At 59.4% G+C, this 15720-nt stretch carries 10 protein-coding genes and 1 pseudogene; 5 read left to right on the forward strand and 6 right to left on the reverse strand.

Annotation, left to right across the window (positions count from 1 at the left end; all coding sequences use genetic code 11):
• Positions 1–36 precede the first annotated feature (36 nt).
• Complete coding sequence (locus ACSV9I_RS14680) at positions 37–858, forward strand: lytic murein transglycosylase (RefSeq protein ID WP_438329570.1); 822 nt, start codon at positions 37–39, stop codon at positions 856–858.
• Between the two features lie 75 nt (positions 859–933).
• Here ACSV9I_RS14680 and ACSV9I_RS14685 read toward each other — a convergent pair whose 3' ends face one another.
• Both ACSV9I_RS14685 and pdxY read right to left on the reverse strand, forming a co-directional pair.
• Positions 934–1581 carry a carbonic anhydrase gene (locus tag ACSV9I_RS14685; RefSeq protein ID WP_054159196.1) on the reverse strand — a complete coding sequence of 216 codons (648 nt, stop codon included), beginning with the start codon at positions 1579–1581 and terminating at the stop codon, positions 934–936.
• A 54-nt stretch (positions 1582–1635) separates the two neighbouring features.
• Positions 1636–2517, reverse strand: coding sequence for a pyridoxal kinase PdxY (pdxY, locus tag ACSV9I_RS14690; protein WP_438329572.1), 882 nt, complete (start codon positions 2515–2517; stop codon positions 1636–1638).
• A gap of 182 nt (positions 2518–2699) precedes the next feature.
• Between pdxY and ACSV9I_RS14695 the strand changes: the two genes are divergently transcribed.
• The gene (locus ACSV9I_RS14695) at positions 2700–7490 is read left to right on the forward strand and encodes an NAD-glutamate dehydrogenase (protein ID WP_438329574.1); all 4791 of its coding nucleotides are present in this window, start codon (positions 2700–2702) and stop codon (positions 7488–7490) included.
• Positions 7491–7587: 97 nt separating this feature from the next.
• Positions 7588–8934, forward strand: coding sequence for an MFS transporter (locus tag ACSV9I_RS14700; protein ID WP_438329671.1), 1347 nt, complete (start codon positions 7588–7590; stop codon positions 8932–8934).
• 62 nt (positions 8935–8996) lie between these two features.
• On the opposite strand, the gene purH is transcribed toward ACSV9I_RS14700, so the two are convergent.
• The 4 genes from purH to htpX all read right to left on the reverse strand — a co-directional run bounded on the left by purH (position 8997) and on the right by htpX (position 14918).
• Positions 8997–10613 (reverse strand): bifunctional phosphoribosylaminoimidazolecarboxamide formyltransferase/IMP cyclohydrolase, encoded by a 1617-nt coding sequence (gene purH / locus ACSV9I_RS14705; protein ID WP_438329576.1) that lies wholly within the window; start codon positions 10611–10613, stop codon positions 8997–8999.
• A 106-nt stretch (positions 10614–10719) separates the two neighbouring features.
• Positions 10720–12396 carry a heparinase II/III family protein gene (locus ACSV9I_RS14710; RefSeq protein ID WP_438329577.1) on the reverse strand — a complete coding sequence of 559 codons (1677 nt, stop codon included), beginning with the start codon at positions 12394–12396 and terminating at the stop codon, positions 10720–10722.
• A gap of 189 nt (positions 12397–12585) precedes the next feature.
• Positions 12586–13965 carry an RsmB/NOP family class I SAM-dependent RNA methyltransferase gene (locus ACSV9I_RS14715; protein ID WP_438329579.1) on the reverse strand — a complete coding sequence of 460 codons (1380 nt, stop codon included), beginning with the start codon at positions 13963–13965 and terminating at the stop codon, positions 12586–12588.
• The gene (htpX, locus tag ACSV9I_RS14720; RefSeq protein WP_438329581.1) at positions 13956–14918 is read right to left on the reverse strand and encodes a zinc metalloprotease HtpX; all 963 of its coding nucleotides are present in this window, start codon (positions 14916–14918) and stop codon (positions 13956–13958) included. The genes ACSV9I_RS14715 and htpX overlap by 10 nt, the downstream gene beginning before the upstream one ends.
• A gap of 119 nt (positions 14919–15037) precedes the next feature.
• Here htpX and ACSV9I_RS14725 point away from each other — a divergent pair, with 119 nt between their 5' ends.
• Together ACSV9I_RS14725 and ACSV9I_RS14730 are read left to right on the forward strand one after the other, a co-directional pair.
• Positions 15038–15244: a DUF1674 domain-containing protein gene (locus tag ACSV9I_RS14725; protein ID WP_054159203.1), complete on the forward strand. Its 207-nt coding sequence runs from the start codon at positions 15038–15040 to the stop codon at positions 15242–15244.
• A 195-nt stretch (positions 15245–15439) separates the two neighbouring features.
• A pseudogene (locus ACSV9I_RS14730) lies at positions 15440–15697 on the forward strand (thermonuclease family protein); the annotation flags it as partial.
• Positions 15698–15720: the final 23 nt, after the last annotated feature.

Genomic DNA, 15720 nt, shown 5'->3' on the forward strand with positions numbered 1-15720 from the left:
TGGTGCAGCAAATCCTAACATTTTGACGAGGCTTGAATGCGACTGACACATCTCTTGTCGGCAGCTGTGATTTCAGCGACCGCCCTCTTTTCCACGATCGGTTCGGCAGAAGCCGCAGCATGCAGCAATACGTCAGCGGGGTTTGAGGAATGGAAGGAAGCCTTTAAGCAGCAAGCGACCGGTTCCGGCATCAATGCGCGTACACTCGATCGCGCCTTTGCGGCAGTGAACTACAGCCGAAGCACAATCAGCGCCGACCGGGGACAGAAAAGCTTCAAGCTCTCGTTCGACCAGTTCATGCAGAAGCGCGGCGGCCAGACCATCATCACCCGTGGCAAGACCATGAAGAAGAACAATGCCGCGTTGTTTGCCAAGCTGGAGCAGCGCTACGGGGTTCCGGCCGGTCCGCTGATTGCGATCTGGGGTATGGAAACCGGCTTTGGCTCCTTCCTTGGCAAGGAACACACGCTTTCGGCCGTAGCGACCCTCGCCTTCGACTGCCGCCGCAGCGAATTCTTCACTGACCAGCTCTACGCAGCACTGGAACTGGTTGAAGCCGGCAATCTCGACGTCAACGCCAAGGGCGCTGCGCATGGTGAGATCGGTCAGACCCAGTTCCTGCCACGCAACGTCGTTCGCTTCGGCGCCGATGGCGACGGCGACGGCCATATCGACATGGTGCGCTCGCGCTCGGATGCATTGGCCTCGACCGCGAACTTCCTGCGTGGTCATGGTTGGCAGCCCGGCGCTGGCTACCAGGAAGGCGAGCCGAACTTCGCCGCGATCCAGGGCTGGAATGCTGCAACCGTCTACCAGCAGGCTATCGCCTACATCGGCGCACGCATCGACGGCGAATAACACGGTCTCGACACAACATGAAAACGGCGGCTCTCTGGCCGCCGTTTTCATATGCGCTTCAAAAATTCAAACGGCTCAGATCGCGTGTTCGATCCGCGAAAAATCCTGGGTTTTCGGATCCATGAGCCACAGTTCGCCATTGCTGATGTCGAACCATGCCCCGTGAATCTTCAGCTTCTGGCGCTCCTCCAGGATCTTCACGCAAGGGAAAGTCCTGAGATTGGCGATGGAATTGCGAATGGAGATGCGCTCAAGGGCAGTCTGCCGCTCCCCGGCAGTCATTTCGGAATTTCCCTGGATCTGCTCTGCCGCTGGTGCGACGAGGTTCATCCACTTCCCGATAAAATCACCAGGCGAGAGCGGTTCTGAATTGGGATCGAGGGCCGCGCTGATGCCACCGCATCGTCCATGCCCCATGACGATGATATCCTTGACCCGCAATGCCTGCACGGCAAATTCAAGTGCCGCAGAGGTGGAATGATATTGCCCATCGGGCTCGTAGGGCGGCACCATGTTTGCCACGTTGCGAACGACGAAGAGTTCGCCAGGCCCGGAATCAAAGATCATCTCCGGTGCGGCACGTGAATCGCAGCACGCGACGACGAGCGTATGCGGCTTCTGACCCTGGTCCGCCAATTGTCGATAGCGATCGCGTTGGTCGACATAACGACCACTCATGAATTCACGATAGCCGTTCAGAAGGGCTTCTGGAAAAGTGCTCATGCGTTTCGATTAGCGCGCCGGGCGCCACATGGCAACAGCTGAGGATCACGAGCCTCAACTGGTGCGACGCGGCTTTTGCGAAGGATGGAGCAATTGCCGCATCTGGACCATCGCCATGGGCGTAGCAAGGCTCGATGCGTCACTTTCGAGGGCGAGCTCGTCTGCTCCGCGACGGGTGGTCCTCGAAAGGATCTCAAAGACGCTGGAAATCGCCAGTTGCAGTGCCTTCTCCTCTCCTGCGCCGGACAAGAGTCGCGCCAGGAAAAGTGCGGCCAGGAGATCACCGAGACCATTGGGGGGATTGTCGATCAAACGGTGCTCCGCCAGAAGTGACCGGCGCTCCGTCACCAGAAGATTGCCAACGCCATTCGCCATCATCGCAACGGCAGACGTGACCAGAACACGTTTTGGACCGAGTGTGAGTGCGGCCTCGGTCAGGGCATGATTATCGGCAAGACTGCGATCCGAAAGCCACTGAAGTTCATAGCGATTGGGCGTCGCGACATCCGCAAGCGGCAGCAGATGATCGCGGATGGCCTCCGCCGTCTGCTGCGGCACGTAGAGGCCACCAAGATCCCCCATGACCGGGTCGCAAACATAGAGCAAGTCCGGATTGACCTTCCGCAAGGCAGTGATCAGCCGCGCTACGCTGGCTGGCTGCGCGGCCGAGCCGAAGTAACCCGTCAAGATAGCTTTGACTTCTCCAAGCCAGGGGGATCGAATCAGATCGTCAATGGCGTGATCGAACTCATCATCATTGAACTTCAGCCGTGTTGAAGGACCATGGCCGGGATGCCAGGGAAGCACAACCGTCGGAACGGCCCAGACCGGGTGTCCTAGCGTCTCAAGCGCGAACACCGCAGCACGATTGCCGACAGAACCCCGCATGACGTGGCTTGATAGGACGATGACGGCACCACCGGATTTGTCTTGCATGCATGCCTTCCGAACCAAAAGCGTCCGTTTTCGGTGATTTCTCATCCCGTATCGGACAGATTTTCATTTTTTTCGGGCAATCAGCTCCGTTTTTCGTCGGATTTGGCCCTAGATTGTTTCCATACACACTTCAGCAAAACATTATCATGAAGATGTGCAAAAGCCGCATCAAGGAGACGAGCATGGATATGACGGGCACCGGTGATCGGGTCGAGCTTTTTCGCTCGGCGGCGGAACACGCCAAGACGCTTAGTGCGGGCTTTATCGCCCCATCGGCAATTTTCGGCCGGGCGAGCAATGACGACCTTGCGCGCTATACGCCCGAGATGCTGGCCAAGGCCTCCGTGCATGCGGCAACGCACCTTGCCGCCTGGGATCGTCAATCACCGAGGATCGTGATCGAAACCCTCGCTGGCGTAGCGCCCGATGGCATTCCGGTTAGCGTCGTCTCGATCGTCGATCACAACAAGTCATTCCTCTATGACAGCATCATGGGCGAAGTGACGAGCCTTTACCGTGACATCTACATGGCGATCCATCCGATCCTTGCTGTGACACAGCAGGGGGAAGTGTCTCTGTCCAATCCGGACGCTGACCCGGAGGGCGCAATCAAGGTTAGCTACATTCAGCTGCATCTCACCCCATTGACGGAAGAGCAGGCAGCCGACCTCATTCAGAAGCTCGAACATGTGTTGCGCCAGGTGAAGGTCACCTCGCGGGACTGGAAACCGATGCTGGCATTGATGGAAACTGCGGTATCCGAAATGCGCCAGCTGTCCCCAGGTCGTTTGGAGGCTGAGCGCGACGAGGCGATTGCCTTCCTCGAATGGCTTCGCAACAACAATTTCACTTTCCTTGGCATGCGCGAATACAACTATTCGGGCGATGGCGAGAGCGCAACGGTCGAGCGCGACAAAGGCAGTGGCCTCGGCATCCTTTCCGATCCGAACGTGCTTGTCCTTCGGCAGGGTCAGAACCAGGTGACAACGACGCCTGAAATCCTCACCTTCCTGCAAGGCCCCGATTTCCTCATCGTCACCAAGGCCAACGTGAAATCCGTCGTGCACCGGCGCGCCTATATGGATTATGTCGGCGTAAAGCGCTTCGGGCCAGACGGCAAGGTTGTCGGAGAGCTGCGGATCGTCGGCCTCTTCACTTCGACTGCCTATACTCGCTCCGTCAACCAGATCCCGCTTCTGCGGGCAAAGGTGGAGAAGGTAGTCTCCCATTTCGACTTCGATCCACGCAGCCATTCCGGGCGCACGCTGCAGAACACGCTGGAAAACTATCCACGCGACGATCTTTTCCAGATCACACCAGAACTTCTGGCGAGGTTTGCCGAGCAAATCAATGACCTCGCCGAGCGGCCACGCGTCCGCGTGCTGCCGCGCATTGATCGCTTTGACCGCTTCGTTTCGCTGATCGTCTACGTCCCGCGCGAGGACTACAACTCGGCCGTCCGCGAACGCATCGGCACCTACTTCAAAACGGTCTACAACGGCCATGTCTCGGCCTACTACCCAGCCTTTCCCGAGGGGGGCGTAGCACGGGTCCACATCATCATCGGCCGCCGCAGCGGCACGACGCCGGAGATTTCACAGTCGACGCTGGAAGACGCTGTCCGCGAGATCACCGCGCGCTGGAGTGACCGCTTCGCCTCACTGGCCGGACCGGGAAGCTCGCAGCTTGAGGTCGGCCAGGCGTTTCAGGAAGCCTTTACGGCTGACGAAGCCGTAGCCGACCTGAAGCATATCGAAGCCTGCCTCGCGGGCGCTCCTTTGTCTATCGCATTTCGCCAGGGCGACGAAGGGAAGGGGCCAACTCTCTTCCTCAAGATCTTCCACTCCGCGGAACACTTGCCGCTGTCCCGCCGCGTGCCGCTTTTGGAAAACCTTGGCTTCAGCGTGATCAGCGAACGCACATTCGACATTGATGTGAAAAGTCCGACCGGAGCAGATCGTGGGACAGTCGTGCTGCATGACATGGAGCTCGAAATTGCCGGCGGCGCCGCTTTCGATCTCGCAAGCCATGCCAGCGCGATCGAGGACACGTTTGTTGCTGCCTTCACCGGTACGGTGGACAATGACAGCTTCAATCGACTGGTATTGAAGGCCGGTCTCTCTGCACGCGAGGTCTCCGTCTTGCGGGCCTATTCTGCCTATCTACGCCAGGCAGGATCGGTCTACTCCCCGGAATATATCGCCGAGACGCTCGCAAAGCACCCGGCGATCGCGGCCGACCTCGTCGCCCTGTTCAAGAGCCGCTTCGATCCTGCTCAACCTGAAAAAGCAAGGAACAAGCGGGATCAGGAACTGCGCGGCGTCCTCGAAACCGAACTCGGCCGGGTGCCGAGCCTTGATGAAGACCGCATTTTGCGCCGCCTCATCAATGCTATCGAAGCTACGCTACGCACCAATTTCTTCCAGAAGGCCTATCTGGAAAGCGAACGCCCGATGCTCGCCTTCAAGTTTGATCCGCATCGCCTGGACGGGCTGCCGGAACCGCGTCCGTTCCGCGAGATCTTCGTCTATGGCGTCGAGGTCGAAGGCGTACACCTGCGCTTCGGCAAGGTCGCTCGTGGTGGTCTGCGTTGGTCGGACCGCGCCCAGGACTACCGGACAGAAGTGCTCGGTCTTGTGAAGGCCCAGCAGGTCAAGAATGCGGTCATCGTTCCGGTCGGCGCCAAGGGTGGTTTCTTCCCGAAGCTTCTGCCGCCACCGGGCAATCGCGAGGCTTGGCTTGCAGCCGGCACCGAAGCCTACAAGACCTACATCCGCACACTCCTCTCGATCACCGACAACATCGTCGGTGGGGCGATCGTGCCGCCTGCTGACACCTTGAGGCCTGATGGCGACGACCCCTACTTCGTTGTTGCCGCCGACAAGGGTACCGCAACATTCTCCGATACGGCCAACGGCCTTGCACAGGCTGCCGGCTTCTGGCTCGACGATGCTTTCGCCTCGGGCGGATCGGCCGGATACGACCACAAGAAAATGGGCATCACGGCTCGCGGTGCCTGGGAAACCGTAAAGCGCCATTTCCGCGAGATCGACATCGACATTCAGACAACCCCCTTCACCGTCGCCGGTGTCGGTGACATGTCCGGCGACGTTTTCGGCAACGGCATGTTGCTGTCGGAGCAGATCCGGCTTGTCGCGGCCTTCGACCACCGCGACATCTTCATCGATCCGAACCCGGTCCCGGCAACTTCGTTTGCAGAGCGCAAGCGCATGTTCGCCCTGCCACGCTCGAGCTGGCAGGACTACGACCGCTCGACCATGTCCGCCGGTGGCATGATCATATCGCGCCAGGAAAAGTCCGTGACGCTGACTCCGGAGGCGGCAGCGGCCATCGGGCTTGAGACCCTGGTGGCAACCCCATTCGACATCATGACGGCTATCCTGAAGGCCCCTGTCGACCTGCTCTGGTTCGGCGGTATCGGCACCTATATCAAGGCCCCTGCCGAGACCGATGCCGAGGTCGGTGACAGGGCAAACGATCCGATCCGCATCAACGGCATGGACGTTCGCGCAAAGGTCATCGGCGAGGGCGCCAATCTCGGCGCGACGCAGAAGGGCCGTATCGCCTATGCCCTGAACGGCGGGCGCTGCAATTCCGATGCGATCGACAATTCGGCCGGGGTCAATTCCTCCGACCTGGAGGTCAACATCAAGATCGCACTGACGCCCGCCATGCAGGAAGGCCGCCTTCCGCGTGAGAAGCGCAACATTCTGCTTGCAGAGATGACGGACGAGGTCGCAGGCCTTGTGCTGCGCAATAACTACCTGCAGTCTCTGTCGATCTCGTTGACGGAAGCCAAAGGCGCCGGCAATCGGGAAGAACTGAGCCGGCTCATGGATTATCTCGAGGGCATGGGGCGCTTGAACCGAAAGGTCGAAATGCTGCCCGACACCACGGCAGTGGCCGAGCGCTATGTCTCCGGCAAGGCGCTCACCCGCCCCGAGATCGGCGTGTTGCTTTCCTATGCCAAGATCGTCCTGTTCGATCAGCTGGTGGAATCGAAACTGCCGGACGATCCTTACTGCAAGACGACACTTTCCACCTATTTCCCTGCCGGCATGCGGGACCGTTTTGCAGACGATATCGGTGCGCACCGGCTCCGTCGCGAAATCATCGCGACCGTGCTGGCCAATCATGCCATCAACCGTGGCGGCCCGGCCTTTATCGTTTCGGTTTGCGATGCGACTGGCGCGACACCAGACGAAGCGGTCAAATCAGCACTGGTCACCCGTGATGCCTTGAGCCTGACCGAGCTTTGGGGCCGCATTGACGCTCTCGACGCAAAGATCTCCGGACAGACGCAGAACCGCCTCTACGCCATTGTATCCACCGTATACGCCGCAATGACGCGGCTCCTCATCGATACCGGCTTCATTGCCGGACCGATTGCCGCCGCAGTCGACCAGCTCCGTTCGGCCTCGAACCGGGCACGCAGCGAGTTTCAGTCAGCGCTCCCGGATGCCGTCAGGCAGCATTTCGACGAGCAAATCGCCGAACTCGTCGCAGCCGAAGTCCCGGAAGAGGTCGCTCGCGATGTGGTCCAGCTGCAGGCGATGCAGCTACTGCCGGAAGTCCTGCAGATTGCAGAGCGGACGGGGGCGAGCTTCCCTGTGGCAATGAACGGCTTCTTTGCCGTGACGGAAACCTTCCGCATTGGCCGCCTGATCGAAAATGCGAACCGACTGCAACCATCCGATCACTATGACAGCCTCGCTCTATCACGCAGCCTGGACCGGATCGGCCAGGCCCGGCGCCAGATCGCCTGCTCGGTCTTGGTGGCCTCACAGAATGAAGAGGCCCAGATGGAAAACTGGCTGTCGCGAGATCGCACCCGGATCGATCGTATCGGCCGAGAACTGACCGCGATTGTCGATAGTGGCGAGCCGAGCATTTCGAAACTGGCGGTTGCCGCCGGCCTGCTCGGCGATCTTGCACAAGACCACGCGAGGTGACAGTGTCCAACGCAGTCAGCCTTAGGGGACCTGCGTGAACACGAGCACAATTGTCAAACCCGTAACCGGACGCCTCGACCGAGGCGTCCTTGGCTGGATGTTCTTCGACTGGGCAGCCCAACCCTATTTTACCGTTGTGACGACCTTCATATTCGGGCCCTATTTCGTGGCGCGCATGACGGATGACCCGGTCTCGGCACAAACTGCCTGGAGCAACGCGGCGACCATTGCCGGCGTCTTGATTGCCATCTTGTCGCCAATCCTGGGCTCGATTGCCGATCAGTCCGGCGCGCGCAAGCCCTGGATCGCCTTCTTCGCGCTCATCAAGATCATCTGCCTGTCTCTGCTCTGGACGGCGGCACCGGGTTCTTCCGTGGCCATGATCATGCTGCTGATCATCGTTTCGAGCATTGCTGCGGAATTCTCGATCGTTTTCAACGATTCCATGATGCCACGCCTGGTCTCACAGGCGGATGTCGGTCGGGTCTCGAACGCCGCCTGGGGACTTGGCTATCTGGGTGGGATGATCGTCCTCATCGCCGTGGTTCTGCTGCTGGCCGGCAGTCCCGAAACCGGCCTCACCCTGCTTGGCATCCCGCCGCTCTTCGGGCTCGATCCAGCCACTGGCGAAGACGCCCGTGTAACCGGTCCCCTATCGGCGGCATGGTATTTCCTCTTCATTCTGCCAATGTTCCTGTTCACCCCGGACGCACCCAAGGGCAAGAAACTCGGAGCAGCGGTTCGCTCTGGCCTGACCGAGATCGGTCACACGCTTTCTGAACTCAGACAACGATCCGGTCTCGTGCGCTTTCTCATTGCTCGCATGATCTATCAGGACGGGGTGAATGGGCTGCTAGTCCTGGGGGGCGTCTTTGCTGCGGCCATGTTCGGTTGGTCGACTATGGAGATCGGAATCTACGGGATCATCCTGAATGTGGTCGCCATCCTCGGCTGCGTCGTAGCGGGACGGATCGACCGGTTGATGGGCTCCAAAGTTGTCGTCCTGATCGGACTTTGCCTGCTGGTTCTTGCGACCTTCGGCATTGTTTCAACGGGGATCGATTTCACGCTGTTCGGCCTGATCAACCTTCCGGTCACCGGCACAGAGGGGATCTTCGCGACCCCTGCAGAGAAGGCCTATATCCTCTACGGCCTCTTGATCGGCCTGTCTTTCGGACCAGTTCAGGCTTCATCGCGTTCCTATATGGCGCGCAGTGTGGCGGTTCACGAAGCCGGACGTTATTTCGGCATCTACGCTCTCTCCGGAAGAGCAACGAGCTTCCTTGCCACGCTGTCTTTCTCGCTGATGACCGCCGCCACAGGATCGGCGCGCCTCGGCATGGCCACGCTCCTGATCTTTCTCGTGCTCGGCCTTCTGCTGCTCTGGTCAACACCCTATCCCGCGAGCCGGGATAGGGCGGCAGCGACAGTGCTACGACAATAGCAAAAGGGCCGGTAAAACCGGCCCTTTCTCAATTTGTCCAAGACTGGTTGACCAAGCGTCGCTCAATGGCGGAAATGACGGATGCCAGTGAAGACCATGGTCACGCCATGCGCATCTGCGGCTGCTATCACCTCTTCGTCGCGCATCGATCCGCCTGGCTGAATGACGGCCGTCGCACCAGCCGCAATCGCAGCAAGCAAACCGTCTGCAAAGGGGTAGAAGGCCTCCGAAGCGACGGCAGACCCTTGCGTCAGTGGTGCGGCAAGCCCGAGAGCCTTGGCCGCATCTTCAGCCTTCAACGCGGCGATACGAGCGGAATCGACACGGCTCATCTGGCCCGCGCCAATACCGGCCGTCTGACCATCCTTGGCATAGATGACAGCATTTGACTTCACATGCTTGGCGATCTTGAAGGCGAACTTCATATCCTCAAGTTCGGTGGCAGTGGGCGCACGCTTGGTCACAACCTTGAGGTCGAGATCCTCGACCATGACGTTGTCGCGCGACTGGACCAGCAGACCACCAGATACCGTCTTCGCCATCAGGCCACGGACACGCGGATCGGGCAGGGCACCTGTGGTCAGCAAGCGCAGGTTCGGCTTGGCAGCGATGACGGCCTTGGCTTCGTCAGACACAGAGGGGGCAATGATAACCTCGGTGAAGAGCTTGACGATCTCCTGCGCCGTCTCAGCGTCGAGATGCTGGTTAAGAGCAATGATGCCGCCAAATGCCGAGGTGGAATCGCAGGCCAGTGCCCGCCGATAGGCATCCGCAAGCGTCGTTCCGGTCGCAACGCCGCAGGGGTTGGCGTGCTTGATGATCGCACAGGCCGGCCCATTTGCCGGATCGAACTCTGCCACCAATTCAAAGGCGGCATCGGTATCGTTGATATTGTTGTACGAGAGCTGCTTGCCCTGCAGGAGCGTGGCCGTGGCAACGCCAGGCCGGTTGTCGCCCGTGACATAGAAGCCAGCACTCTGGTGTGGATTTTCGCCGTAGCGCATGGCTTCCTTCAGCGCACCACCGATCACGCGGTAGGCCGGCATATCGATATCAAGCGCTTCCGCGAACCAGTTGGAAATGGCCGTGTCGTAAGCCGCGGTGCGAGCATAGGCCTTAGCGGCAAGACGTTGGCGCAACGCATAAGTGGTGTGGCCATCATTGTCGCCAAGCGCCGCGATAACGGCGGGATAGTCAGCGGCATCCGTGACGATGGTGACATAGGCATGGTTCTTGGCGGAGGCGCGGATCATCGCCGGGCCGCCGATATCAATGTTCTCGACTGTCGTCGGGTAGTCGCCGCCTGCAGCACGAACCTGCTCGAAGGGATAGAGATTGATCACCGCGAGATCGATCGCCTCGATCCCATGTTCCTTCATGGCCTCGACATGATCGGCGTCGTCACGGATTGACAGGAGACCACCATGGACCCGCGGATGAAGCGTCTTGACACGACCGTCCATGATCTCCGGAAATTCGGTGATTTCCGAAACGTCGGTGACTGGCAAACCAGCGGCACTCAGGGCCTTGTGCGTGCCACCGGTGGACAGCAGCCGCACGCCGCGCTCATGCAGCGCCCGTGCAAAGTCTTCGATCCCCGTCTTGTCGGAAACCGAGATGAGAGCCGTCCGGATACGGACGAGGTCGGGGGCAGGGATCTTCTTGGAAACAACGGCCATGGTTCAGCTCCGGTCTGGCGACGGGCGCCCGCTGCCTCACACGGCGGACGCGGCTGCCGCCGCCTAGCACAGGTTCATCAGCGATGAAACCTTTCAAGGCGATTTGTCACGCCCGATGCGCCAGAAACCAACGTATTTCAGGAGCCTCGAAGGTAACTTCCAACTGCTGCGAAGGGCGAATACCGGAGACATCGGCAAAAAATACATCCTCTGCAATGACGAGCTTTCCAACGGGAAGCGTAAAGGTCCAGCTTTCACCATCAGGCGCGATCATGCGGACACTGCGCTGATCGATCCGTTCAAGCGTGATCGACGGATGAATGTGGAAGCGGGCAACGGCTCCGGCCGAAGGCAGGGCGGGGGCAGGGAGCCCATCAGGAAGCAGCAATCGATCTCGGCCGGCAATCTTTGTGCCCGGCTCGTTGATGCGCAGTTCCCGTTCGTGAAGCACTCCAAAACGTCCGAGATAGCCATCATGGCGCGCTGAGAGCCTGTCGCTGCCATCCGGGCCCGTCTGGCGATCGATATCGATCGTCGATGGAGCGGATACCATGATCGACCCGAGAAACTTCGACGCAGTAATGCGCGCCGACGACACATCCCCGATGCAGACGGTAGAATGGGCTGCCGTCGTGCGGGCCAACTGCCGCAGGCGTTCGCCGGCAAAGAGCGGTGACCCGCTGTTGACGATGAACCTGTTCTTGCCCGAGGAAAGTTCTAAGGACAGACATCCCGCATGCGCCGTATCGGAAAGGCGTGCGGATGGGGGCTTACCCGCATCGACAAGGAGCACTGTCTCGCCCGCTGCCAGCCTGTGATAGCCAGCATGCGGCAATGCCTTGAACGGCTGTCCGGCAGTCTCATCATAACGCAGAACGCTCAGCAGATCCGTCGCAAGCGCGGAACTTGCGCCATTGAACAGCGCCAGGTCGCCGCCGCTGTGGCGGAAGAACCGAACGGCGGGATAGATCCGGTCAATCACCGAAATCAGACGCTGCGGGATGTCGTGGCCGAGATTGATGTAGGTCTGGCGGAGCGGCAATAGATCAAACAGCAGGTCGACAGATGCCTGCGGGTTGCGCGAAGCGTGACTGCCATCTGGCAGGATCTGACGCTCGAGTTCCCGATCGAGTTGGCGACCCGCACGTCGAACGGCCTTGCGCGGCGCCTCCGTCGCAATCGACGCCATGGCAAGCGCGATACGGGCTTTCAGGCGAGGCAGGCCTTCCGGGAGTGTGTGGACCTCTCTGTGCAGATGACTGATCTGCAGGTTCAGAGAACCAATAAAACGGCGGTAGAAGCCGGCTTCTGCCTCTCTGAGGACCACCGGAGAATGCGACAACCAGCTGATGATCCGTCGCGCTGTGACTTCCGGCTCCCATGCAACACCGGTCATGCGGCTTCCATGCAGCCCAATCCACTGATCTACGACACTGCGCGTATTCTGGCAGGCAACCTGGGTTTTGTAGGCGCGAACATGACGAAGCCAGCCGAATCCGTGCAACCGCATCGCAAATTGCCGTGATGGCAATTCAAGCGAGAAAGGCGATTGACCGCCAGTTTCCAGCACTCGACCGGCCAGAGGGAAGCGGCCGGCCAGGATCTCTTCGGCGACAAAGGGATCGATCGCCCGCAGATCTGTCGGAGCCACCACAAGACGGCTTACACGAAAGCCACCGGCAAAAAACACTGACGGCATCGCGCGGCTGATCGCCCGTACGACACGGTGTTTGCCTTCGTCGATGTACAGAGAAGCGATTCTCCGGCGATCGCTGATTCGCATTCTTGGTCTCGTACCGATCTTATTGATCTGACAGCAAATTTCGTCGGATTTAAGGTATGTTGAAAATGGGCTGTCGGTCACACAACACAAGCTATGTGACTCGAATCACAGGACATAGCGTCAACGGCGGGCGCTGCCGAGTGATCGGCCGACCGCTGGCGACTTGCTAACAGATTATTGCAGCATTCGTTAAATTTTAGCGAGTACGCAAGCGTAGAAGCCATCCAACCCGCCAGCGTCACGCAACATCGCGGGCGTCGTGCGGAATTCGCCGCGCGCTGTGACCGCAGCCTCAAGGCCGGGCCAGTTGTCAGCCTGCACAGGATCGAGCACGAGATCCGGGTGATCTGCCAGGACACGGTCTACGAGCTCTTCCCCCTCGCGTGGGTCAAGGGAGCAATTGGAGAAGACCAGCTTGCCGCCGGGCTTCAATTGCGTGACCGCATGACGCAAGAGCCGTTCCTGGACGCTTGCGAGCTTGGAAACGTCAGCATCATCCTTCGTCCACAAAACGTCCGGATGACGACGCGTTGTACCGGTAGAAGAGCAGGGCGCATCGAGCAGGATTGCATCGAAGCCCTCTGCGTCCCGCAGTTCCAACAAATTCGTGTAAAGCGTCTTCGCTTCAAAGCCGAGGCGGGCGAGATTGGATTGCAGCCGCTCCAGGCGTGACTTCGATTGTTCGACAGCTGTCACATCGGCGCCAGCCAGGATCATCTGAGCCGTCTTGCCGCCAGGGGCTGCACAGAGGTCGGCGGCCCGTTTGCCCGTCAGATCACCGAAGAGCTTGACCGGAATGGCAGCCGCCATGTCCTGCACCCACCAGGCGCCTTCTTCGAAGCCTTGAAGCGTCGTCACCGAGCCTTTGAAACGGTCGAGCCGGACCGTTCCGCCCGGAAGCACAGTCCCGCCGAGTCTTTCAGCCCAAACTTCCGGTTCCGCCTTGACGGTGAGATCAATGGAGGGCGGCTCAAGCTGCGCGTCTGCAATCAACCGCGCCTGCTCGGCACCGTAGATTTCAGTCAACCGCGCCATGAACCAGTCTGGAATACAAGGGAGATCGGATACGGCCGCCAGAAGTTCATCCTTCTCGCGCCCGATCCGGCGCAGGAGCGCATTCACAAGCTTGGCAAAGCGACGGCTGCGGGGATCGCGATTGGCCTGCTCGACAGCGAGATCGACGGCGGAGTGATCGGGAATGTCGAGATAAAGCATCTGCGCCGCCGCGATAATCAGCAGGTGATGCAGGGCGCGCGCACCATCCGGCAGCGGCGATGCGAGCAGGCTCGCTAGGATGGCTTCTATACGTGGCAGGTGGCGAAGTGCACTTTGCAGGATTGCCTTGACCAGCGCCCTGTCCGCTTCATTGAGCGCGAGAAAAGCCGGATTACCATGTTCTGAATCGAGCAAGCCATCGAGAGAAGTCTTGCGATCAATAACTGCCCCCATCATGCGGCTTGCCGCAATGCGGGCGTCGAGACCTGGCTTATGCTCGCGTTCGACGGGTCGTCCCCGATGAGTGCTGGTGCTGGTCCTAGGCTTCTTCTTATGATTGTCAGTCAAGACCATGGTCCTTGGGGCGGTGAGGAATTTCCGCGACCCCAACCTGTTTTGGGAACGGACTGCGCTCGCCGCGTCGCCTTAGCAGTGGGTTCCGTCGGCGTCGAGCCCTTTGGGCCAATGTCGTTCATTGCAAGCAGGGCTTCGATACGATTGCGGGTATCCGGATGGGTGGAGAACAGATTGTCCATGCGCTGCCCGTTGAGCGGGTTGATGATGAACATATGGGCGGTCGCCGGATTGCGCTCTGCATCCACATTTTCGATCCGCGACGCATCGCCGGCAATTTTCTGCAAGGCGGAGGCCAGCCACCTCGGTTGACCGCAGATCTCGGCACCGCGTCGATCGGCAGCATATTCCCGCGTCCGGCTGATTGCCATTTGTACGAGCGTCGCTGCCAGAGGCGCTACGATCATCGCGACAATAACACCAATCACTCCAAGCGGATTGTTGCGGTTGTCGCGGCCACCAGAAAACAGGAAGGCAATATTCGACAGCATGGAAATCGCACCGGCCAGCGTTGCCGTGATCGTCATCGTCAGCGTGTCACGATTTTCAATATGGGCGAGCTCATGTGCCATGACGCCTGCCACCTCCTCCGGCGTCAGACGCTGGAGAAGACCCGTCGATGCGGCGACGGCGGCATTTTCCGGATTACGCCCTGTTGCAAAAGCATTCGGCTGGGGGCTGTCGAATACATAGACCTTCGGCATCGGCAAACCCGCATTGCGGGCAAGGTCGCGAACCATGACATAGAACTCCGGCGCCGTCCGCTCGTCGACCTCCTGCGCATGGTATGACCGCAGCACCATCTTGTCGGAATTCCAGTAGGAGAAGAAATTCATTGCCGCCGCAGCGATAAAGGCGATCATCATGCCGCCGCGGCCACCGATCAGGAAACCAACCCCCATGAAAAGGGCGGTCATGAAGGCAAGCAACATCGCTGTACGCATGGTGTTCATGTCTTGCTCCTCAGTCGCGGCGCTACAATGTGTCTGTTGCCGTTTTCGACTGTTGATTTAAAAAGCGAGCCACCCAATTTCAATGGATACACCTCAAAACTCGCCGCGAGGACCGTAGCATGTCAGACGATCATGAAGAAGCAGCAGCACCGCATGAGGAACCGCGCGAACTGACTCCGGCGGCAAAACGTGCCCTGGCCGAGGCCGAAGAGAGACGGAAACATGCGCCAGTCAATCAACCTCCCACCGAATTGGGTGGTCGAGGCGGCGCGGACCCCGCACGATTTGGTGATTGGGAAATCAAAGGTCGTGCTATCGACTTTTGAGAGGAATAAATCCCTATTGATAAGGCGGCCAATACGGAATATGTTCCTCTTATGTTCCGCAAGACAACAAGTGCTGCGATAATCTTCCTCATGCTGTCCAATGGTACGGCAGACGCCACGACGCGCGCAATCAAAGGACCTGTTCAGGCAGAAATCGTCAGGGTTGTCGACGGAGATACAGTCTTGGTCCAGGCCATGCCTTGGCCCGATCACCGCATTGATACCTATGTGCGACTACGCGGCATCGACGCCCCCGAGCTGAAATCTGAATGTCCAAGCTTTCGCCTGGCCGCAGAAAGAGCGAAGGATAAGCTGGAGACCTTGATGCAAGGGCAACGCAGCGTGACACTCACGTCCATCACAGGCGACAAATACTTCGGACGTGTCGTTGCTGATCTGACCCTCGAAGATGGCACCCAACCAGCAGATCTCTTGCTGCAGATCGGTCTGGTCGAGCCGTATCAGGGGCGAGCCAA

The organism is Rhizobium sp. G187, from assembly GCF_051549525.1.
Classification (GTDB): Bacteria; Pseudomonadota; Alphaproteobacteria; order Rhizobiales; family Rhizobiaceae; genus Allorhizobium.